Annotated in this window: 18 protein-coding genes; 13 read left to right on the top strand and 5 right to left on the bottom strand. The window is 63.5% G+C overall.

What is annotated here, in order from left to right:
* Positions 1-31: 31 nt before the first annotated feature.
* Both Q1W40_RS01455 and Q1W40_RS01460 read right to left on the bottom strand, forming a co-directional pair.
* The gene (locus tag Q1W40_RS01455; RefSeq protein WP_300708128.1) at positions 32-847 is read right to left on the bottom strand and encodes a fumarylacetoacetate hydrolase family protein; all 816 of its coding nucleotides are present in this window, start codon (positions 845-847) and stop codon (positions 32-34) included.
* A 31-nt stretch (positions 848-878) separates the two neighbouring features.
* A complete protein-coding gene (locus Q1W40_RS01460; protein ID WP_300708130.1) occupies positions 879-1,772 on the bottom strand; it encodes an MBL fold metallo-hydrolase in 894 nt (297 codons plus the stop codon).
* Between the two features lie 94 nt (positions 1,773-1,866).
* Here Q1W40_RS01460 and Q1W40_RS01465 point away from each other — a divergent pair, with 94 nt between their 5' ends.
* Entirely contained in the window at positions 1,867-2,541 is a 675-nt protein-coding gene (locus tag Q1W40_RS01465) for a transglutaminase family protein (protein ID WP_300708132.1), read from the top strand.
* Positions 2,542-2,582: 41 nt separating this feature from the next.
* Here the strand turns inward: Q1W40_RS01465 and Q1W40_RS01470 are convergent, their stop codons facing one another.
* From Q1W40_RS01470 to tsaD, 3 genes are all read right to left on the bottom strand, one after another.
* On the bottom strand, positions 2,583-3,191 hold the full coding sequence (locus Q1W40_RS01470) for a hypothetical protein (protein ID WP_300708134.1): 609 nt from the start codon (positions 3,189-3,191) through the stop codon (positions 2,583-2,585).
* A 346-nt stretch (positions 3,192-3,537) separates the two neighbouring features.
* Complete coding sequence (locus Q1W40_RS01475; protein ID WP_300708136.1) at positions 3,538-4,812, bottom strand: branched-chain amino acid ABC transporter substrate-binding protein; 1,275 nt, start codon at positions 4,810-4,812, stop codon at positions 3,538-3,540.
* Between the two features lie 285 nt (positions 4,813-5,097).
* Positions 5,098-6,141, bottom strand: a complete 1,044-nt coding sequence (tsaD, locus tag Q1W40_RS01480; RefSeq protein ID WP_300708138.1) for a tRNA (adenosine(37)-N6)-threonylcarbamoyltransferase complex transferase subunit TsaD — start codon at positions 6,139-6,141, stop codon at positions 5,098-5,100.
* 81 nt (positions 6,142-6,222) lie between these two features.
* Here tsaD and Q1W40_RS01485 point away from each other — a divergent pair, with 81 nt between their 5' ends.
* The 12 genes from Q1W40_RS01485 to Q1W40_RS01540 form a co-directional block, all read left to right on the top strand.
* The gene (locus Q1W40_RS01485; RefSeq protein WP_300708140.1) at positions 6,223-6,918 is read left to right on the top strand and encodes a substrate-binding domain-containing protein; all 696 of its coding nucleotides are present in this window, start codon (positions 6,223-6,225) and stop codon (positions 6,916-6,918) included.
* 75 nt (positions 6,919-6,993) lie between these two features.
* On the top strand, positions 6,994-7,620 hold the full coding sequence (locus tag Q1W40_RS01490; RefSeq protein ID WP_300708142.1) for an ANTAR domain-containing protein: 627 nt from the start codon (positions 6,994-6,996) through the stop codon (positions 7,618-7,620).
* A gap of 342 nt (positions 7,621-7,962) precedes the next feature.
* Positions 7,963-9,207 carry a CmpA/NrtA family ABC transporter substrate-binding protein gene (locus Q1W40_RS01495; RefSeq protein WP_300708144.1) on the top strand — a complete coding sequence of 415 codons (1,245 nt, stop codon included), beginning with the start codon at positions 7,963-7,965 and terminating at the stop codon, positions 9,205-9,207.
* 11 nt (positions 9,208-9,218) lie between these two features.
* The gene (ntrB, locus tag Q1W40_RS01500) at positions 9,219-10,127 is read left to right on the top strand and encodes a nitrate ABC transporter permease (RefSeq protein WP_300708146.1); all 909 of its coding nucleotides are present in this window, start codon (positions 9,219-9,221) and stop codon (positions 10,125-10,127) included.
* Positions 10,124-10,930 (top strand): ABC transporter ATP-binding protein, encoded by an 807-nt coding sequence (locus tag Q1W40_RS01505; RefSeq protein WP_300708148.1) that lies wholly within the window; start codon positions 10,124-10,126, stop codon positions 10,928-10,930. The genes ntrB and Q1W40_RS01505 overlap by 4 nt, the downstream gene beginning before the upstream one ends.
* 10 nt (positions 10,931-10,940) lie before the next feature.
* Positions 10,941-13,409 carry a nitrite reductase large subunit NirB gene (gene nirB, locus Q1W40_RS01510; protein WP_300708150.1) on the top strand — a complete coding sequence of 823 codons (2,469 nt, stop codon included), beginning with the start codon at positions 10,941-10,943 and terminating at the stop codon, positions 13,407-13,409.
* Between the two features lie 19 nt (positions 13,410-13,428).
* Positions 13,429-13,821, top strand: a complete 393-nt coding sequence (nirD, locus tag Q1W40_RS01515) for a nitrite reductase small subunit NirD (protein ID WP_300708152.1) — start codon at positions 13,429-13,431, stop codon at positions 13,819-13,821.
* Positions 13,822-14,064: 243 nt separating this feature from the next.
* Positions 14,065-16,911 (top strand): nitrate reductase, encoded by a 2,847-nt coding sequence (locus Q1W40_RS01520; RefSeq protein ID WP_300708154.1) that lies wholly within the window; start codon positions 14,065-14,067, stop codon positions 16,909-16,911.
* Positions 16,912-16,970: 59 nt separating this feature from the next.
* A complete protein-coding gene (gene ybiB, locus Q1W40_RS01525) occupies positions 16,971-17,870 on the top strand; it encodes a DNA-binding protein YbiB (RefSeq protein ID WP_300708156.1) in 900 nt (299 codons plus the stop codon).
* Positions 17,867-18,655 carry a uroporphyrinogen-III C-methyltransferase gene (gene cobA, locus Q1W40_RS01530; protein WP_300708158.1) on the top strand — a complete coding sequence of 263 codons (789 nt, stop codon included), beginning with the start codon at positions 17,867-17,869 and terminating at the stop codon, positions 18,653-18,655. Before ybiB ends, cobA begins: the two co-directional genes overlap by 4 nt.
* Before the next feature lie 123 nt (positions 18,656-18,778).
* Positions 18,779-19,204, top strand: a complete 426-nt coding sequence (locus tag Q1W40_RS01535) for a YidB family protein (protein WP_108325379.1) — start codon at positions 18,779-18,781, stop codon at positions 19,202-19,204.
* Positions 19,205-19,258: 54 nt separating this feature from the next.
* Positions 19,259-19,541, top strand: a 283-nt coding sequence (locus Q1W40_RS01540) for an NAD(P)/FAD-dependent oxidoreductase (RefSeq protein WP_300708162.1), incomplete at its 3' end; no start/stop codon positions are given.

Consider the following 19,541-nt stretch of genomic DNA (forward strand, 5'->3'; position numbering starts at 1 on the left):
CTTTTTTTATGCCTTGCGTTGAGCCCAGGGTTCAGCACATGCGGGCGCTCAGGCTGCCCAGCGGCGCAGAAAACTCGGCGTGCCAGTTTTCGCCCACTTGCAGCGGCCAGGCGTCGGTCCAGGTGCCGGTGGTGATCACGTCGCCCGCTTGCAGGTCCACCGCGCCGGGGCATTGGCGCAGTTCTTTCAAAAAGTGGTGCAAGGCATTGAGCGGGCTGTCGAGCACGTTGGTGCCGGTGCCCTGCTCCACTGCCTGGCCGTTTTTGAACAAGGTGACCTGAGCCTGCGCCAGCAGGGTGTGCAGGGTCTGCGCATCGGCGGCCAGTTGCTGAACAGGCAAGCGCTGCCCCACCAGCAGGCGGGCGTGCAAGCCGCTGTCGGCCATGGTGTCGGTGGCGGTGAACTTCCAGTCCAGGCAGTGCGACTGCACGACTTCAAAACCGGGGGCCAGCCAGTCGATGGCTTCAAACAGTTGCTGCAGGCTGGCGTTGGCTGGCGGCGTGGCCTTCATGCCGAAGACGATTTCGGGCTCCAGCCGGGGTTGGCAAGTCGCGGTCAGGTCGATGCTGCCTTCGGCAGACCCTGATGCGGCGGGCTCGGCAAGGCTCAGGCCCGTGTCCCAGACCGTGCCCCACATGGGGCCAAACACCTCGTAGCGCTGCCACAGCGTGCGGTTGGTGAAGCCGATCTTGTAGCCCTTGGGCACTTCGCCGCGCTGCTGGCGCAAGCGGCGCACGGCCAGGGCTTGTTGATAGGCCGCTGCGGTGTCGGGGCCGCCCACCACGCCGGGCGGCTGGCCCCACAAACGGGCTTGGTCGTGGTGCTGCAAAAGTTGTTCGGGGGTCATGCGGAGGCTCCTGTTGATAAGGGTGAAGACATCAAACCGCGACAAAACGGCCGTCTTCCAGGGTCTGGATTTGCCCCATGGCCAGCAGTTCATCCAAGTGCATGGCGATGGTGTTGCGCTCGGCGCACGGCACAAAAGGCACGTCGTAGCCTGCGGGGTAGAGCAGGCGGCGATCGACCAGTTCATCCAGGCTTTGCGGGGCCTGCAAATAGCCCAGCAGTTGCGTGCTGCGCTCGTCGATCTTGCTGGCAAAACGGGCCAGGTCGGCCAGAAATTGCGCGCGATCAGTGATCACCGCCTTGTGGTGCGAGGTGGCCCAGATGCGGGCGTCCAGCTCGGCGACTTTTTTCAGGGTCTGCCGAAAGTCGCTCAGGCTGGAGGTGGCGTCGCCGTAATACGGGCCAAAGCCGCTCAGGTCGATGTCGCCAATGAAGGCCAGGCCTTCGCTTTCGACCACCAGGGCGCAGTGGCCTGCGGTGTGGCCCGGCAGGTGGTGCGCCCGCACGCGCACGCCGCCGCCCAAGTCCCAGACCGCGCCGTCGGTGTAGCCGGTGGCGTCGGGCCGGGGTTGGTAATGGAAGTCCTTTTGCACAATGGCGTGCATGGCGTCCAGCACCTCGGTGGGATAACCGTAGTGTTGGCACAGGCCGTCCCACGATTGGGCAGCCGCCAAGTCGGCCTCGTGCACCTGCACACGGGCTTGGGGCAGGCGGTGCAGCCCCGCCATGTGGTCTTCGTGCACATGGCCCAGGATGACCAGGTCCACCGTGTCCAGCTCGGGGCCGATGCGGTTGGCCACCTCGGGCGTGTCAAAGGCCACGCGCATGTCAGCGCCCTGCACGATCAGCTGGTTGCCGTCGGGGTATTTGCCAGACTTATCACCCAGGTGCACCCGGACCGCACCGAAATTCAAAACCGAGGCCATGCCCGTGTCTCCTTGTGTTGCGCTGCAAAGCACCATCCAAGGACTATAGCCAGCGTGACAGCCTTGCACTGGCACACGCGCTACAGTGAATCGCATGACCGACCTGCCCTCCCCCGCCACGCTGGCCGCCACGGCCTTGATCGACAGCGACCACCCGGACGTGATCGCCCTGGCGCGCCAGCACGCGCAAGGCGCCACCGACCGCGAACGCGCGGTGTCGCTGTACCTGGCGGTGCGCGACCAGTTCCGCTACGACCCTTACCGCATCGACTTGTCGCCCCAGGGCATGCGGGCCAGCGCGGTCATCGCACAGGGCTCGGGCTGGTGTGTGCCCAAAGCGGCCTTGATGGCGGCGGCTTGCCGGGCCGCAGGCCTGCATGCTCGACTGGGTTACGCCGATGTGCGCAACCACCTGAGCACCGAGCGTTTGCGCCAGACCATGCAGACCGATGTGTTCATCTGGCATGGCTATGCCGACATCTGGCTGGACGGCCAATGGGTCAAGGCCACACCGGCCTTCAACATCGAGCTGTGCGACAAGTTCGGCCTGTTGCCGCTGGAATTTGACGGGCGAAACGATTCGATCTACCACCCGCTCGACAAATCGGGGAACCGACATATGGAGTATGTGAATCAGCGCGGCACTTTTGACGACATGCCGCTGGCGCAGATCGTGGCGGATTTTCAGACGGTGTATGGCAGCTGGATGGCGGACCAGAAACCGCTGAGTCAGGCCAATTTCGCGCAGGACGTGGAAGCAGAAAAATAAAGCTCCAACTACTTTGTGGCTTTTACTGGCGGTCGAATCGCTCAGGCCATGGCCCAATCGGCCATGTGCGGGCGTTCTGCCGCTGCGGGGTGCAGCGCTTGCTTTAAAGCACGCTTGAAAGCCGCCAGCACCACGCCATCGTCGAGCTGCATGATGCCGTCCTTGAACACCGATTGGAAGAAAACCTCTGGCGTGACCTGCGGCATGTTCTTTTCCAGGTAGTCCGCGACCAGTTCCAAATAGAAACTGACAAATTCAGGCATCAAGGCCAAGGTCTGAGCGACCGGCAACAGACCCGCACGCTCGGGCACAGCCAATAACTTCAGGGGGTTTTCGTTGTAAAGCCCAAAACGCATCCACGCAAATTTGGGATAGTTGGTCTGGGCACGCCACGTGGCATAAGACGACTTGAAATAAGTCTGCATGCACTGGTCTGTCAGCACCATGGCCAGCAAGCTGAGCACAAAGCGGGGGCGGTGGTGGACGGCGATCGACTCCAAGTCCTGCGCCACATGTTTCCAGTCCTTGCCGCCAAAACAGAGCAGGTCTGGGTCGTGAAAAATGTCTCTCAACACCTGTGGCACAGGGCCAAGCTGCAATGTGGCCAGGTCTTTTGGAAAGTCCTTGCTGAAGTAACGCTTGAATGTCATCGGGGCTGCCTTTCAGGATCGAGATCCGTTTGGAAGAGGTCTATCTATCAAACTCCCTGACGGGTACCGAAACCAAGTTTCAGCACCCAACTTTCTCAATCTTGATCACTGACCCATCAAGATTGATGTTTTTTTAATTTTTGTTTATCTTAATATTCATTTTTAACAAGTAAACAAAACCTAGGGGTGTTTTACAACTTGTTTCAATGTCCCGAAACATGGCGCAGGACCTTGCGGGGAATGGCACGGCCCCACACCCAAGTTGAACGGATGACAAAGCCAGACGAAAAAAGGCGGTGTCACCGCCTTTTCAATCCGCATCCGCCGCCACTTGCGTGGCCGGGCATCAGCTGGGCCGCACCATGCTGCAGCTGCTGGGCATGCTGGCTTGCTCAGGCTTGATCTGGCGGATCACCTTGAAGCCGTAGCCTGAACCTTCCACATCAAAGGGTACGCCCGCTGCACCCTGGCGCTCCATGACGCCCACCACCAAGGGCTGCTGGAACTGGTGGTCTTGCGCGCGCATGGTGCCGGTCTGACCGGCCATGCTGACGCGAGCTTTTTCGAGTGCCAGGGCCACCGCCACCGGATCGGTGCTGCCCGCTTTTTCGACCGCTTGCGCCAGGGCCTCGACCATCAGCTGCATGCGCACATGCACATAGTCTTCCGAGGGCTTGGGAAAGCGCTGGCGGAAAGACCTGTAAAAGGCTTCGCTGGCCTTGCCCGGCACATTGGGCAGCCAGTCGGCGACTGCGATCACGCGGCCCACGCCGGCATCGCCCAGCGCCGCAGGCGCGCCCAGGGCGTTGCCATAGAAGGTGTAGAACTTGCCCTCGAAACCGGCTTCGCGTGCAGCTTTGACCAAAAGCGTCAGGTCATTGCCCCAATTGCCGGTGATGACCGCTTGCGCGCCACTGGCCTTGATCTTGGCGGCATAGGGCAAGAAGTCTTTCACCCGGCCCATAGGGTGCAACTCGTCACCCACGATCTGCACATCCGGGCGCTTGTCGGCCAGCTGGCGTTTGGCTTCGCGCAGCACGGCCTGGCCAAAGCTGTAGTCCTGACCGATCAGGTAGGCCGATTTGATCTTTTTATCCTCCTGCAAAACCTGCATCAAGGCCGTCATGCGCATGTCGGCGTGCGCATCAAAACGGAAATGCCAGAAACTGCACTTCTCGTTGGTCAGCGCCGGGTCCACCGCCGAATAGTTCAAGAACAACACACGCTTGGCCGGTTCGCGCTCGTTGTGTTTGTTGATGGCATCGATCAGGGCTGCCGCGTTGGCCGACGAGTTGCCTTGCAAGACCACTTGTGCGCCGTCGTCGATGGCCGATTTGAGCGCCGACAAAGCCTCTTCGCTTTGGCCCTTGCTGTCATAGCGCTCCAGCGCCATGGGGCGCAGGCCCTGCGCGGTCTTGACGCCGCCGCGTGCGTTGACCCGTTCAACCGCCCAGGCAATGTTGCGCACCACCGCCTCGCCGGTGTTGCCAAAGGGGCCGCTCAGACCTTCGATCAGGGCCAGCTTGATGGGGGCTGGTGACTGCGCAAAAACGGGGGCCATGCAAACGGCTGCAGCCATAGACACCAGCGCACGACGGGAAGAAACAAAAGACAAACGCATATGAAAAATAGAACCCGCCCATGGGGGGTTTGCAGCAAGAAAGGGGCGCAGTGTAACGGGTCTTGATCCAGGACTCTGAGACATGGACCCCGGGTCTTCGCCCGGGGTGACAAGGGATGGGCTTGCCGCCATCTGTCATCCCGCACCCGATGCAGGATCCATCTTCACCGCCATGCGCACTTTCATGGACCTTGGATCTTCGCCCAGGCGACAAGGGGTGGACTTGCCGCCATCTGTCATCCCGCACCCGATGCGGGATCCATCTTCACGGCCATGCGCGCCAGATCAGACCAGCTCGTGCAAAGGCCAGCGCGGTTTCACATCGAAGCTGTAACGCGCCTCGGCTGTCTGCGCGCCCGACTGCAAGCGCATCGCGGCGGCCATGGCGATCATGGCGCCGTTGTCGGTGCACAGGTGCAATTCGGGGTAATGCACGCGCACCCCAGCTTTGGCGCAGGCGGCATTGAGCTGCGCACGCAACTCGCGGTTGGCCCCCACGCCACCGGCCACCACCAGGCGCTTCATGCCGGTGGCCTTGAGTGCATTCATGGATTTTTTAACCAGCACTTCCACAATCGCGGCCTGGGTGGAGGCCGCCAAGTCGGCCCGCTCGGGCGCGCCTTCGGTGTGGGCAGCAGGGCCAATCTTCTGGCTTTGGGTCAGCACGGCCGTCTTGAGGCCCGCAAAAGAAAAATCAAAGTCACCGCTGTGCAGCAAGGGGCGCGGCAACTTGTAAGCCGCAGGGTTGCCCTGCTCGGCCAGGCGCGACAGGCCCGGGCCACCGGGGTAAGGCAAGCCCATGAGCTTGGCCGATTTGTCAAAGGCTTCGCCTGCGGCGTCGTCAATGGTTTCGCCCAGCAATTCGTAGCGGCCCACGCCGTCCACCCGCATCAGCTGGGTGTGCCCGCCTGACACCAACAGCGCAATGAAGGGAAACTCGGGCGGGTCGGCGCTCAAAAATGGCGAGAGCAAATGGCCTTCCAGGTGGTGCACGCCCAGCACCGGCTTGCCCAAGGCCGCGGCCAGCGCACAGGCCACGCCCGAGCCCACCAGCAAAGCACCCGCCAACCCTGGCCCACGGGTGTAGGCCACCACATCGACATCGGCCAAAGTCGCGCCCGCCTCCGCCATGACCTGGCGCGTGAGCGGCAGCACGCGGCGGATGTGGTCGCGGCTGGCCAGCTCGGGCACCACGCCGCCATAGGCCTGGTGCATCTCGATTTGGCTGTAGAGCGCGTGCGACAACAGACGCGGCAAAGCCTCGCCGGTGGTCTCGACCAAGGCCACGCCGGTTTCATCGCAAGAAGATTCGATACCCAAAATTCGCATAACAGGTAGTTTAGATGCGGATGCGCCCCCCGCCTTGGCATTTGGTTTAATTCTTCATCTGCACTTTGACCCGAGCACACCATGTCCACCACCACCCTGCGCGTCATCTCTTCCATGGCCACCAAAGCTTTGTTGACCGACCTCGTTGCGCTGTTCAAAACCCACGCACCCCAATACGAGGTGCAGGTGGAATCGGTCGGCGGTGTCGATGCCGCCAAGCGCGTGCAAGCCGGTGAAGCCTTTGACTGCGTGGTGCTGGCCAGCAACGCCATCGACAAACTGCTGCAAGGTGGCCAACTGCTGCCAGGCAACCGAACAGACTTGGTGCACTCCAGCGTGGCGGTGGCCATTCCCCAAGGGGCTGCGCTTGTCGACATTTCTACAGAAGAAGCACTCAAACAAGCCGTCTTGCATGCGCCCACACTGGGCATTTCTACCGGGCCCAGCGGCGTGCAGCTGGCGGCGCAATTCGACCGCTGGGGCATTTCCGAGCAAATCAAGGACCGCATGGTGCAGGCCAAACCCGGCGTGCCAGTGGCCGCCCTGATCGCCCAGGGCGAAGTGGCACTGGGCTTTCAGCAACTGAGCGAGATGATGGGCGTGCCGGGCATCACCGTACTGGGCCCCCTGCCCGAAGCGGTGCAGATCAACACCACCTTCTCGGGCAGCGTGGCCGCCACAAGCGACCAAGCAGACGCTGTGCGCACCATGCTGGCGTTCTGGGCATCGGCCGCTTGCGCCGACACCAAAGTGCGGCACGGCATGCAGGCGGCTTGAGCATTTGCCCCGGGCACTGCAGAGCCGGACGCTGCTTTTCCAGAAAGTCGGCGCGTTTCTTGCGTGTTGTGCCCCATGCCAGAAGCTTTGAGAATCGTCGTCATCATTTCAGACCCCGCCTTGGTGGCCGAGGGGGATGAACAAGCGCAAGCCATCGAAGAGCGCTCGCGCCTCTTGCGCATTGGCCTGCTCGAAGCGGGCTACAACCTGGTGGCCACCCTGCCCGCCGATGTGTTTTTGACCGAGCGCCTGGCCCAGCTGCAGGCCGACATGGTGATCGTGGATGCCGAGAGCGATGCCCGCGATGCGCTCGAACACGTGGTCATGGCCACGCGCGATGAGCGCCGCCCCATCGTGATGTTCACCAACGACAGCGACACCCGGCCCATGAACGAGGCCGTGGCCGCAGGCGTGACGGCCTACATCGTGGCCGGGCTGGCGCCTGAGCGCATCCACCCGATCCTGACGGTGGCGATGGCCCGCTTCAAGCACGAACAGGCCTTGCTGGCCGAGCTGGACAACGCCCGGGGCGAGTTGCAGGACCGCAAGCTGATCGACCGGGCCAAGGGCCTGCTGATGCAGCGCCAGGGTCTGAGCGAGCCAGAGGCCTATGCCCGCTTGCGCAAGGCGGCCATGAACAAGGGCGTGAAGCTGGCCGACATCGCGCAGCAGATGCTGGACATGGCCGAGTTGTTGGGCTGAGCTGCGCCCTGTAGGAGCGGCGCCCCCGCCGCGAAAGCACCTTACCTCCACAGATCCATTCGCGACGAGGGCGTCGCTCCCACAAAGAGAGGCATCAGCGCACCACAGCCGTGCATCCGCACAAATCCAGTGCACACATCCGCAGCCAAACCCCAGGAAAACCCTGGCACGCGGCTTGCAATACATGAACCAAGACCAACGAAGGTCAAACGTGAGATCACCCAATGGCGGGTGAACCCACACCGGACAAAGGCGTCCCCATGCGTTCGCGCCCTGCACTGCAGGCGCGGTTGACATGAGGACGCCTTTTTTGTTTTCCAAAACCGCACCAGGAGTTTCGCCATGACCGACATTCTGAAAACCAGCTTCAACCGCCGCACTGTGTTGCAGGCCGCCGCCGTGGGCGCAGCAGGCGTGTCGCCCGCGCTGCGCTCCATGGTCTATGCCGCAGGCTCTGACGCCCCCGAGAAAAAGGAAGTCAAGATCGGCTTCATCCCGCTGACCGATTGCGCAAGCGTCGTCATGGCCTCGGTGCTGGGCCTGGATGTGAAGCACGGCGTGAAGTTCGTGCTGAGCAAAGAAGCGAGCTGGGCCGGTGTGCGCGACAAGCTGGTCAACGGCGAACTCGACTTTGCCCATGTGCTGTACGGCCTGGTCTATGGCGTGCACCTGGGCCTGTCAGGCCCCAAAAAAGACATGGCCGTGCTGATGACGCTCAACCACAACGGTCAGGCGATCACCCTGTCCAAAAAGCTGGCCGACAAAGGTGCAATCGATGGGGCAGGCCTGGCCAAACTCATGTCCAGCGACAAGCGCGAATACACCTTCGCGCAGACCTTCCCCACCGGCACCCACGCCATGTGGCTCTACTACTGGCTGGCCGCCGCCGGCATCGATCCGATGAAGGACGCACGCGCCATCGTGGTGCCGCCGCCGCAGATGGTGGCCAACATGCGCGTGGGCAACATGGACGGCTTCTGCGTGGGCGAGCCCTGGAACCACCGCGCCATCATGGACGGCATCGGCATCACGGCCAACACCACGCAGGACATCTGGAAGGACCATCCCGAGAAGGTGCTGGGCACCACGGCCGAGTTCGTGCAGAAGAACCCCAACACAGCGCGCGCCGTGACCGCCGCCATCCTGGAAGCCGGCAAGTGGATCGACGCCGGCCTGCAGAACAAGAACAAGATGGCCGAAACGATCGCCCAACGCTCCTACGTGAACACCAGCGTGGACGCGATCAACCAGCGCATCCTGGGTCGCTACCAAAACGGCATGGGCAAGACCTGGGACGACCCCAACCACATGAAGTTCTACAACGACGGCGCGGTGAACTTCCCCTACCTGTCGGACGGCATGTGGTTCATGACCCAGCACAAACGCTGGGGCTTGCTCAAGGACCACCCCGACTACCTGGGCGTGGCCAAGCAGATCAACCAGATCGCGCTCTACAAAGATGCGGCCACCTCCGTGAAGGCGCCAGTGCCGAAGAGCGACATGCGCAGCCACAAAGGCATTGATGGCGTGGTCTGGGACGGCAAAGATCCCCAGAAATACGCCGACGGCTTCAAAGTCAAGGCGTGAAGGAGAACCCCATGGTCAGTGCTGTTTTCCATTCACCCACCGGGGGCAAAACGGCCCCTGTGAAGCTGGTGCCGCCGACCCCTGCCGAGGTAGCCACCGCCACAGCTGCAGCCGCTGCGCAAATGCAACGCGCCCGCCAGTGGCACAACTTCTGGATGGCGGTCTTGCCGCCGCTCATGGGTCTGGGCCTTTTGATCGGTCTGTGGGCGCTGGTGTCCATCACCACCAAGGGCAGCATCCCCAGCCCCTACGACACCGGCTTGCAAGCCATCGACATCTTCAGCGACCCGTTCTACCGCAAAGGCCCCAATGACCAGGGCGTGGGCTGGAACGTGCTGATGTCGCTCGAACGCGTGGCCGTGGGCTTTGGCCTGGCGGCACTGGTGGGCATCCCGGCGGGCTTTGTGATCGGGCGCTTCACCTTCCTCTCGCGCATGTTCAACCCGCTCATCAGCTTGCTGCGCCCGGTGTCGCCACTGGCGTGGTTGCCGATCGGTTTGCTGGTGTTCAAAGGGGCCAACCCGGCCGCCATCTGGACGATTTTCATCTGCTCGATCTGGCCCATGGTCATCAACACCGCTGTGGGTGTGCAGCGCGTGCCGCAGGACTACCTGAACGTGGCCCGCGTGCTCAACCTGTCGGAGTGGAAGATCGCCACCACCATCCTCTTCCCCGCAGTGCTGCCTTACATGCTGACCGGTGTGCGCCTGGCCGTGGGCACAGCGTGGCTGGTGATCGTGGCGGCCGAAATGCTGACCGGCGGCGTGGGCATTGGTTTTTGGGTCTGGGACGAGTGGAACAACCTCAACGTCAAGAACATCATCATCGCGATTTTTGTGATCGGCGGCGTGGGCCTGATCCTCGAATACGCCCTGATCCGCATCGCCACCGCCTTCACCTTTGAGGATGTCAAATCATGAGCAAGGACCACAAGTACATCCAGATTCAAAGCGTCGAGCAGACCTTCAAAACCAACAAGGGTTTGTTCCCGGCGCTGCGAGACATCCACCTGGACATCGCCAAGGGCGAGTTCGTGGCCTTGATCGGCCACTCGGGTTGCGGCAAGTCCACCTTGCTCAACCTGATCGCCGGGCTGACCACACCCACGGCTGGCGTGCTGCTGTGCGCCAACCGCGAGATCGCAGGCCCCGGCCCCGAGCGTGCGGTGGTGTTCCAGAACCATTCGCTGCTGCCGTGGCTCACCTGCTTTGACAACGTGCACCTGGGCATCGAGCGCGTGTTTGGCGCGACAGAAACCAAAGCCCAATTGCGTTCACGCACCGACGCAGCGCTGGCCATGGTGGGCCTGAGCCACGCCGCGCAAAAGCGCCCCGGCGAAATCTCAGGTGGTATGAAGCAGCGCGTGGGCATTGCCCGCGCCCTGGCCATGGAGCCCAAGGTGCTTTTGATGGACGAGCCCTTTGGTGCGCTGGACGCGCTGACCCGCGCCAAGCTGCAAGACGAACTGCTGGAGATCGTGGCCCGCACCCAAAGCACCGTGGTCATGGTCACGCACGACGTGGACGAGGCGGTGCTGCTGTCCGACAAGATCGTGATGATGACCAATGGCCCCGCCGCCACGATTGGCGAGGTGCTGAGCGTGGATCTGCCCCGCCCGCGCCAGCGCGTGGCGCTGGCCGAAAGCGCCGACTACCAGCGTTACCGCAAAGCGGTGATCGACTTCCTCTACACACGCCAGGCGCATGTGGAAAAAACCGCTTAAGGAGAAGACCATGGACATGCGCGTCAACACCAAAGAGAAAATGAAACTGGTCATGGTCGGCAACGGCATGGCTGGGGTCCGGGCCATCGAGGAGCTGCTCAAGCTCGCACCGGACCTGTACGACATCACCGTGTTCGGCGCAGAGCCGCACCCCAACTACAACCGCATCCTGCTGTCGCCCGTGCTGGCCGGTGAGCAGACACTGGAAGAGATCGTGCTCAACGACTGGGCCTGGTACACCGACAACGGCATCACGCTGCACGCGGGCTTCAAGGTCACACAGGTGGACCGCGTCAAGCGCGTGGTCACCGCGCAAAACGCGGCTGGCGAGACGCTGACCACGCCTTATGACCGCCTGGTGATCGCCACCGGCTCCAACCCCTTCATCCTGCCCCTGCCGGGCAAAGACCTGCAAGGCGTGCTGGCCTACCGCGACATTGCCGACACGCAGGCCATGATCGACGCGGCTGCGCAGTACAAGCATGCGGTCGTCATCGGTGGCGGCCTGCTGGGACTGGAGGCGGCCAATGGCCTGATGAAGCGCGGCATGCAAGTGACGGTGGTGCATGTGAGCGATTGGCTGATGGAGCGCCAGCTCGACAAGGTGGCGGCGCAGATGCTGCAAGCCTCACTCGAAGCACGCGGCATGCAATTCCGCATGAGCGCACAAACCGCCGCGCTGGTGGGCGACGACACAGGCCGGGTGAACAAGGTCGAATTCAAGGACGGCACCCATGTGCCCGCCGACCTGGTGGTCATGGCCGTGGGCATCCGCCCCAACACGGCGCTGGCCGAGAGCATGGGCCTGCATGTGAACCGCGGCATCGTGGTCAGCGACACCCTGCAAACCGTGACCGACCCGCGCATCTGGGCGGTGGGCGAATGCGCGGCGCACCGGGGCATTGCCTACGGCCTGGTGGCCCCGCTGTTTGAACAAGGCAAAGTGCTGGCCAACCACCTGGCCGAGTTCGGCATTGGCCGCTATCCGGGCTCACAGACCTCGACCAAGCTCAAGGTCACCGGCATCGACCTGTTCAGCGCGGGCGACTTCATGGGCAGCCCCGAGTGCGAAGAAATCGTGATGAGCGACCCCGCAGGTGGCGTCTACAAAAAGCTGGTACTCAAGGGCGATCAGCTGGTGGGGGCCTGCCTGTATGGCGACACGGTGGACGGCAGCTGGTACTTCAAGCTGCTGCGCGATGGCCGCAGCGTGGCCGACATCCGCGACAAGCTGATGTTTGGCGAATCCAACATCGGCGACGTGGGCCACCAGGGCCAGAGCAAAGCCGCCGCCATGGCCGACACCGACGAAGTGTGTGGCTGCAACGGCGTGACCAAGGGCGCGATCTGCAAGGCCATCAAGGACAAGGGCCTGTTCACGCTCGACGAAGTGCGCAAACAGACCAAGGCCAGCGCCAGCTGCGGCTCCTGCACCGGGCTGGTTGAACAAATCCTCATGTTCACCGCCGGTGGCGACTATTCGGCCACACCCAAACTCAAGCCCATGTGCGGCTGCACCGAGCACGGCCACCAGGCGGTGCGTGATGCCATTCGCCAGCACAAACTGCTCACGGTGGGCGGCGTGTTCAAGTTCATGGACTGGCGCACGCCCAACGGCTGCGCCAGCTGCCGCCCGGCCGTCAACTATTACCTGATCAGCACCTGGCCCAAAGAGGCGCAGGACGACCCGCAAAGCCGCTTCATCAACGAACGCAGCCACGCCAACATCCAGAAAGACGGCACCTACAGCGTGATCCCGCGCATGTGGGCGGGCGAAACCACCGCAGCCGAACTGCGCCGCATCGCCGATGTGGTCGACAAGTACCAGATTCCCACCGTCAAGGTCACGGGTGGCCAGCGCATCGACTTGCTGGGCGTCAAAAAAGAAGACCTGGTCGGTGTGTGGAAAGACATCGGCATGCCTTGCGGCCACGCCTACGCCAAGGCCCTGCGCACGGTGAAGACCTGCGTGGGCAGCGAGTGGTGCCGCATGGGCACGCAAGACAGCACGCAAATGGGCAAGGACCTGGAAAAAGCCATGTGGCGCATGTACGCGCCGCACAAGGTCAAGTTCGCCGTGTCGGGCTGCCCGCGCAACTGCGCCGAAGCCGGCATCAAGGACGTGGGCATCATCGGCGTGGACAGCGGCTGGGAAATGTATGTGGGCGGCAACGGCGGCATCAAGACCGAAGTGGCGCACTTCTTCACCAAGCTCAAAACCGCCGAAGAAGTGCTGGAGTACACCGGCGCGTTCATGCAGTTGTACCGCGAAGAAGGCTGGTACCTGGAGCGCACGGTGCATTACATCAACCGGGTAGGTCTGGACTACGTGAAGAAAAAGATCCTGGACGACGCCCCGCTGCGCCAGGCCTTGTGGGCCAAGCTGCAAGCAGCGCTCGAAGGCGAGCCCGATCCGTGGTTTGAGCTGCAAGAAGCCAAGGTGGACACCCGCCAGTTCGAGCCCCTCACCACCGCCTGAATCAAGACAAGGAATCCCCATGACCGCATGGACAAAAATCTGCCGGGTGGAAGACATTCCGGTGCTGGGCTCGCGCCGCGTGGCGCGTGACCAAGGCCTGGACGTGGCCGTGTTCCGCAACGATGCCGACGAAGTGTTCGCCCTGCTCGACCGCTGCCCGCACAAGGGCGGCCCCTTGTCGCAAGGCATTGTGTTTGGCACCAGCGTAGCCTGCCCGCTCCACAACTGGACGATTGGCCTGTGCGACGGCCAGGCGCAAGCGCCCGACGAGGGCTGCACGCCACGCTTTGAAGTCAAAGTCGAGGCGGGTGTGGTTTTTTTGAATGCCGATGAACTGGTCGGGCATGCCACAGACTTGACTCGACCCATCGCCGGGCCTGTTTCACGCAAGGCTACAGCCAGAGTCGGCTGATCCAGCCCGATGATTTTGAAATGACAACACATCCCCTGTTTTGTCATCCCGGGCGAAGACCCGGGATCCAGTGAGCACCGCTGCACTTGGCCATCGACACCAGCGTGCACTGGATCCCGGATCAAGTCCGGGATGACTGAAATCAAAGATTCGCCCCGACATTCACCTTTGCAGAAACGGCAACGTCGGGGCTGAAGCCGCCGACCTACGAATAGCCAACCTTCACCCATTTCCCCATTGCCCATGACCCCCATCCTGCAAGAAACCAAATCGACCTGCCCCTATTGCGGCGTGGGCTGCGGCGTGGTGATCGCGTCACGCGGCGCGCAGATCACCGGCGTGCGCGGCGACCCTCAGCATCCGGCCAACTTCGGGCGCTTGTGCACCAAGGGCCAGTCGTTGCACCTGACGGCGGCACCGCAGGTGACCGCGCAAACCCGGTTGCTCACACCCCAGTGGCGCTCCGAGCGGGGCCTGGCACCGCAAGCGCTGGACTGGGACAGTGCCATGGACCTGGCCAGCCAGCGGCTGGCCGCCATCGTGCAAAACCACGGACCTGACGCGCTGGGCTTTTACATCTCGGGCCAGCTCCTCACCGAGGACTATTACGTTTTCAACAAACTGGCCAAGGGCCTGCTGGGCACCAACAACATCGACAGCAATTCGCGCCTGTGCATGAGCAGCGCGGTCGCGGGCTACAAGATGACGCTGGGCGCCGACGCCCCGCCTGCCTGTTACGACGACATTGCGCATGCGCAGTGCCTGTTCATCGCGGGCAGCAACGCGGCATTTGCACACCCGATTTTGTTTCGCCGCATCGAAGACGCCAAACGCGCCAACCCTGCGCTCAAGATGGTCGTGGTCGACCCGCGCCGCACCGACACAGCCGACATGGCTGACCTGCACCTGGCCATCCAGCCCGGCACCGACGTCATGCTGTTCCATGGCCTGCTGCACATCATGCTGGCCGAGCGCTGGACCCAACCGGCCTACATCGCCGCCCACACCTCGGGCTTTGAAGCTTTACAAGCGCTGGTGGCCGACCACACGCCCGCCCATGTGGCCCAGATTTGCGGCGTGCCCGAAGCTGACCTGTTCACAGCGGCCCGCTGGTTTGCGGGCGTGCAAGAAGACGGCACTGAGCGCAGCCCGACCCTCAGCCTGTATTGCCAGGGCCTGAACCAGTCGAGCAACGGCACGGCCAAAAACGCCGCGCTCATCAACCTGCACCTGGCCACCCAACAAATTGGCCGCACCGGGGCAGGCCCCCTCTCGCTGACAGGGCAGCCCAACGCCATGGGCGGGCGCGAAGTCGGCGGCATGGCCAACCTGATGTCGGCCCACCGCGATCTGGCCAACCCGCAGCACCGCGCCGAAGTGGCCGCCCTGTGGGGCGTGGCCGATGTGCCCGCCAAGCCGGGCCTGACGGCCGTCGAGATGTTCCAAGCTGCTGCCGATGGCCAGATCAAGGCCTTGTGGATCGCTTGCACCAACCCGGCGCAGTCCATGCCCGACCAGAAAACCGTGCGCCGCGCCCTGCAACGCGCCGAGTTCGTGGTGGTGCAAGAGGCCTTTGCCACCGCCGCCACCTGCGACTGGGCCGACCTGCTTTTGCCCGCCACCACCTGGGGCGAAAAAGAAGGCACCGTGACCAACAGCGAACGCCGCATCAGCCGGGTGCGCGCCGCCGTGGCGGCACCGGGCGAGGCCTGCGCCGACTGGGCCATCGCCGCCGATCTGGGCCGCCGCCTGGCCGTGGCGCTGGACCGCCCGCAAGACGCCCGCCTGCTGGACTTCATCACCCCCGAGTCGGTCTGGAACGAACACCGCGAAAGCACCCGGGGCCGCGATCTGGACATCACCGGTCTGAGCTACGCCCGGCTGGAAACCGCAGGCCCCGCCCAATGGCCCCTGCCCGAAGGGGCCAGCACCGGGCAAGCGCGCCTGTATGCCGACGGCCAGTTCCCCACCCCCGATCGCCGCGCCCGTTTTGCCGCCGTGGCCTGGCAACCGGTGGCCGAAGAACGCGTGTCGCAATTTCCGTTTTCACTCACCACCGGCCGCTTGCGCGACCAGTGGCACGGCATGACCCGCACCGGCACCGCAGGCCGACTGTATGCCCACAGCCCAGAGCCCTGCGTGCAGGTGAACCCGCAAGACGCCAAGCGCCTGGGCTGGTCAGACGGCGAGCTGGTCCAGGTGCGCAGCAAGCGCGGCACGCTGGTGCTGCCGGTGCAGGCCAGCACACAGGTCGCGCCCATGCAGGCCTTCATCGCCATGCACTGGGGCCCCGAAGTGCTCAGCGGCCGCGATGCCCAAGGCGAGGCGGGGCTGGGCGTCAATGTGCTGACCACCTCCAGCTACTGCCCCACATCCAAACAACCCGAGCTCAAGCACGCGGCGGTGCAGATCACCCGGGCCGACCTGTCGGCCGAGGCCGCCTGGCAGCTCACAGGCATGGCCTGGCTGCCAGCCGACCAAGTGTGGGCGGTGCGCCAGCGTTTGCAAAAGCTGCTGCCGCAATTTGACTTTGCGCACCTGGTGCCGTTCACAGACGCGTCGGCTGCACTGACCGATCAGGCGCCGCGCACCGGTTTGCTGCTGCGTTCCGCCTGCCGCGCACCGGCCGATGCCCGCTTGCTGCAAGCCGTGGCCGATGCCCTGGATTTGAATCAGGCAGACACCCTGCACTACCAGGATGCGGTGCGAATGCAGCGCCGCTCGGTGCGGCTGACCTCGCCAGACATCAACGGTCTGCGCAGCCTGCAAGGCTTTGTGACCGCCGGTGACAGCCGCTCGGCCCGCTGGCTCAAGACATTGTTGCAAGAGGCCACGCCACTCCACTGGCCGGCTCGCCAGTGGCTGATGGCATCCGACGCACCGCCCGAAGGGGCCGCACCCGTCAGCCGCCAGGTGTGCAGTTGCCTGAACGTGCGCGAAGACGCCATCGCTGCCTGCTTGCAAACTCAAATCGGCAGCGAAGACCAACGCCTGGCCGGGCTGCAAAGCCAGCTGCGCTGCGGCACCCAATGCGGCTCGTGCGTGCCCGAGTTGCGCCAGATCATCCGGCGGGTGGCGGTGCCCGCCTGAGCCTTGGCAGGCATACCCATATAACGAACAGTTATCTGAATTACTTCACAATCATCCATATGGGAATCAGCCACTACATCAAGGACATCGGACGCGGCAAGGACGGCGCGCGGGCGCTCGACCGCGCACGCGCCACCGACCTGATGGGCCAGATCCTCGACCAACAAGTGAGTGACCTGGAACTGGGCGCGTTTTGCATCGCCATGCGCATCAAGGGCGAAACGCCCGAAGAGATGGCGGGCTTTCTTGACGCCACCCACGCCCGGCTGAACAAGGTCCACAGCGGCCACATGCCCACCGTGGTGCTGCCCAGCTACAACGGGGCACGCAAGCTGCCGGTGCTCACGCCTCTCTTGGCCCTGCTGCTGGCCCGCGAAGGCGTGGCCGTGGTCGTGCATGGCGCGGCCACCGAAGACAAACGCGTGAGCAGCCAGGCGGTGTTCGCACACTTGGGTGTGAACCCTGTCGATCGTGTGGGTCCTGCTGAGGCCGGACAAGTGCAGTTCATCCCCACCGGCGTTTTGAACGCCGGGCTGGACCGCCTGCTGGCCGTGCGCCGCGTGGTCGGTCTGCGCAACCCCGGGCACAGCCTGGTGAAACTGATGAACCCCTGCGATGGACCGGCGCTGGTGGTCAGCAGTTACACCCATCCCGAATATTTGCTGTCGATGTCGGCCACCTTTGCCCTGACCGGCCAACACGCATTGCTGCTGCGCGGCACCGAAGGCGAACCCGTGGCCGATGCCCGCCGCACCCCGGCGATGGACGTTTTCAAAAATGGCCAGACGGTGCGCGTGCAAGACCAAAAGGAAGGCTCTCTCGTGCAAGTGCCCGAACTGCCCACGACCGACGCTGCCGCCACCGCCCTTTACACCGAGCATGTGCTGCAGGGCTTGCTGCCGGTGCCCGAGGCGATTGCACGGCAAGTCCAACACATCCTGAGCGAGGTGAGCCCATGAACACACCCATCCAAGGCCGTTGCACCCTGGTCGGCGCAGGCCCCGGCGACCCCGAACTGCTGACCCTCAAAGCCGTGAAAGCCATTGCCAGCGCCACGGTGCTGCTGGTGGACGATCTGGTCAACGACGCCGTGCTCGAACACGCCTCGCCCAGCGCCCGCATCGTGCATGTGGGCAAGCGCGGCGGCTGCAAGAGCACGCCGCAGGCTTTCATCGACAAGCTGATGATCACCGCCGTGCAAGAAGGCGAACATGTGGTGCGCCTCAAAGGCGGCGACCCCTTCATCTTTGGCCGGGGCGGCGAAGAAGTCGAACACTTGCGCGCAGCGGGCATCGAGGTCGAGGTGGTCAACGGCATCACCTCGGGTCTGGCCGGCATGAGCAGCCTGGGCGCGCCGCTCACCCACCGCGAACATGCACACGGCGTGGTGTTTGTGACCGGCCACGCCAAACCCGGCGACAGCGGCACCGATTGGGCGCAACTGGCCACCACGGCCCACCAGGCCAAGCTGACGCTCGTGATCTACATGGGCGTGAGCAGCCTGGACCACATCAGCCGTGGCTTGCTGCAAGGCCTGCCAGCACAGACCGCTGTGGCTGTGGTGCAGCACGCCAGCTTGCCCACACAGCGCCAGGCACTGACCACCCTGGGCGAACTGGTGGCCACCGTTCAACACGAAGGCTTGCAAAGCCCCAGCATCATCGTGGTGGGCGATGTGGTGCAAGGAGCGCGGGCGCGGCATCGGTCACAAGAGTCCGCGCATCTGGACCAACGCACCGCCTGAGGTCTCTGGCCGGGGCTTTACAAAACAAAACACATTGCTCACGGCCTTGCACCTGCACTGGGGCCTTCGCCCCTAGACTCCTGCCTGCACGGCCCGCCGGGCTGGCTCAACAGGGAGAGAACCATGGGAATTTTTGATGCGATCGCAGGCCAGGTGGCCGGGGCTTTGTCCAACACACAACCATCCGCCGGGGGCGTGAATTTGATGGGTGTGGTGAGCCAGTTGCTCAACAACCCTCAGCTCGGAGGCCTGTCGGGTCTGATGGGGGCCTTCCAAAGCAAAGGGCTCGGTGACATCGTGGCCTCCTGGATCGGCACGGGCAGCAACCTGCCGATTTCCATGGAACAAATCCAGTCCGCCCTGGGCCACGGCCCCTTGCAAGCCATGGCCGAAAAAGCCGGTCTGTCCTCCGACCAAATGGCATCGACTTTGTCTGAGCACCTGCCCGGTCTGGTGGACCAGTTCACCCCCAACGGCAAACTGCCCGAAGGTGATCTGATGTCTCAGGGGCTGGGCATGCTGCAAGGCTTCATGAAGTCGAACGGCTAAATCAGCACAGCACGCCCATGCGGCGTGAGGCCCTTGGCCCTACACTCCTTGTCCATGAATACTTGGGACGTGGTGATCGTGGGTGCCGGGGCTGCCGGTTTGTTTTGTGCCGGCGTGGCGGGCCAGCGCGGGCTGAAAGTGCTGGTCATCGACCACAGTGACAAGCTGGCCGAAAAAATCCGCATCTCGGGCGGCGGGCGCTGCAACTTCACCAACCAGCTGCTCGACGCATCGGCGCCGCAAAAACACTTCATCAGCCAAAACCCGCATTTTTGCCGCTCAGCCCTGTCGCGCTACACGCCGCAGGATTTCATCGATCTGGTGCAAAAGCACAGCA

Origin of the sequence: Limnohabitans sp., assembly GCF_030158565.1 — a bacterium.
In the GTDB taxonomy this organism is placed as follows: Bacteria; Pseudomonadota; Gammaproteobacteria; order Burkholderiales; family Burkholderiaceae_C; genus Limnohabitans_A.

Coding starts and splice junctions, on each gene's coding strand:
- Q1W40_RS01455 (WP_300708128.1), bottom strand. CDS start 847: ATGACCCCCGAACAACTTTTGCAGCACCACGACCAAGCCCGTTTGTGG.
- Q1W40_RS01460 (WP_300708130.1), bottom strand. CDS start 1,772: ATGGCCTCGGTTTTGAATTTCGGTGCGGTCCGGGTGCACCTGGGTGAT.
- Q1W40_RS01465 (WP_300708132.1), top strand. CDS start 1,867: ATGACCGACCTGCCCTCCCCCGCCACGCTGGCCGCCACGGCCTTGATC.
- Q1W40_RS01470 (WP_300708134.1), bottom strand. CDS start 3,191: ATGACATTCAAGCGTTACTTCAGCAAGGACTTTCCAAAAGACCTGGCC.
- Q1W40_RS01475 (WP_300708136.1), bottom strand. CDS start 4,812: ATGCGTTTGTCTTTTGTTTCTTCCCGTCGTGCGCTGGTGTCTATGGCT.
- tsaD (WP_300708138.1), bottom strand. CDS start 6,141: ATGCGAATTTTGGGTATCGAATCTTCTTGCGATGAAACCGGCGTGGCC.
- Q1W40_RS01485 (WP_300708140.1), top strand. CDS start 6,223: ATGTCCACCACCACCCTGCGCGTCATCTCTTCCATGGCCACCAAAGCT.
- Q1W40_RS01490 (WP_300708142.1), top strand. CDS start 6,994: ATGCCAGAAGCTTTGAGAATCGTCGTCATCATTTCAGACCCCGCCTTG.
- Q1W40_RS01495 (WP_300708144.1), top strand. CDS start 7,963: ATGACCGACATTCTGAAAACCAGCTTCAACCGCCGCACTGTGTTGCAG.
- ntrB (WP_300708146.1), top strand. CDS start 9,219: ATGGTCAGTGCTGTTTTCCATTCACCCACCGGGGGCAAAACGGCCCCT.
- Q1W40_RS01505 (WP_300708148.1), top strand. CDS start 10,124: ATGAGCAAGGACCACAAGTACATCCAGATTCAAAGCGTCGAGCAGACC.
- nirB (WP_300708150.1), top strand. CDS start 10,941: ATGGACATGCGCGTCAACACCAAAGAGAAAATGAAACTGGTCATGGTC.
- nirD (WP_300708152.1), top strand. CDS start 13,429: ATGACCGCATGGACAAAAATCTGCCGGGTGGAAGACATTCCGGTGCTG.
- Q1W40_RS01520 (WP_300708154.1), top strand. CDS start 14,065: ATGACCCCCATCCTGCAAGAAACCAAATCGACCTGCCCCTATTGCGGC.
- ybiB (WP_300708156.1), top strand. CDS start 16,971: ATGGGAATCAGCCACTACATCAAGGACATCGGACGCGGCAAGGACGGC.
- cobA (WP_300708158.1), top strand. CDS start 17,867: ATGAACACACCCATCCAAGGCCGTTGCACCCTGGTCGGCGCAGGCCCC.
- Q1W40_RS01535 (WP_108325379.1), top strand. CDS start 18,779: ATGGGAATTTTTGATGCGATCGCAGGCCAGGTGGCCGGGGCTTTGTCC.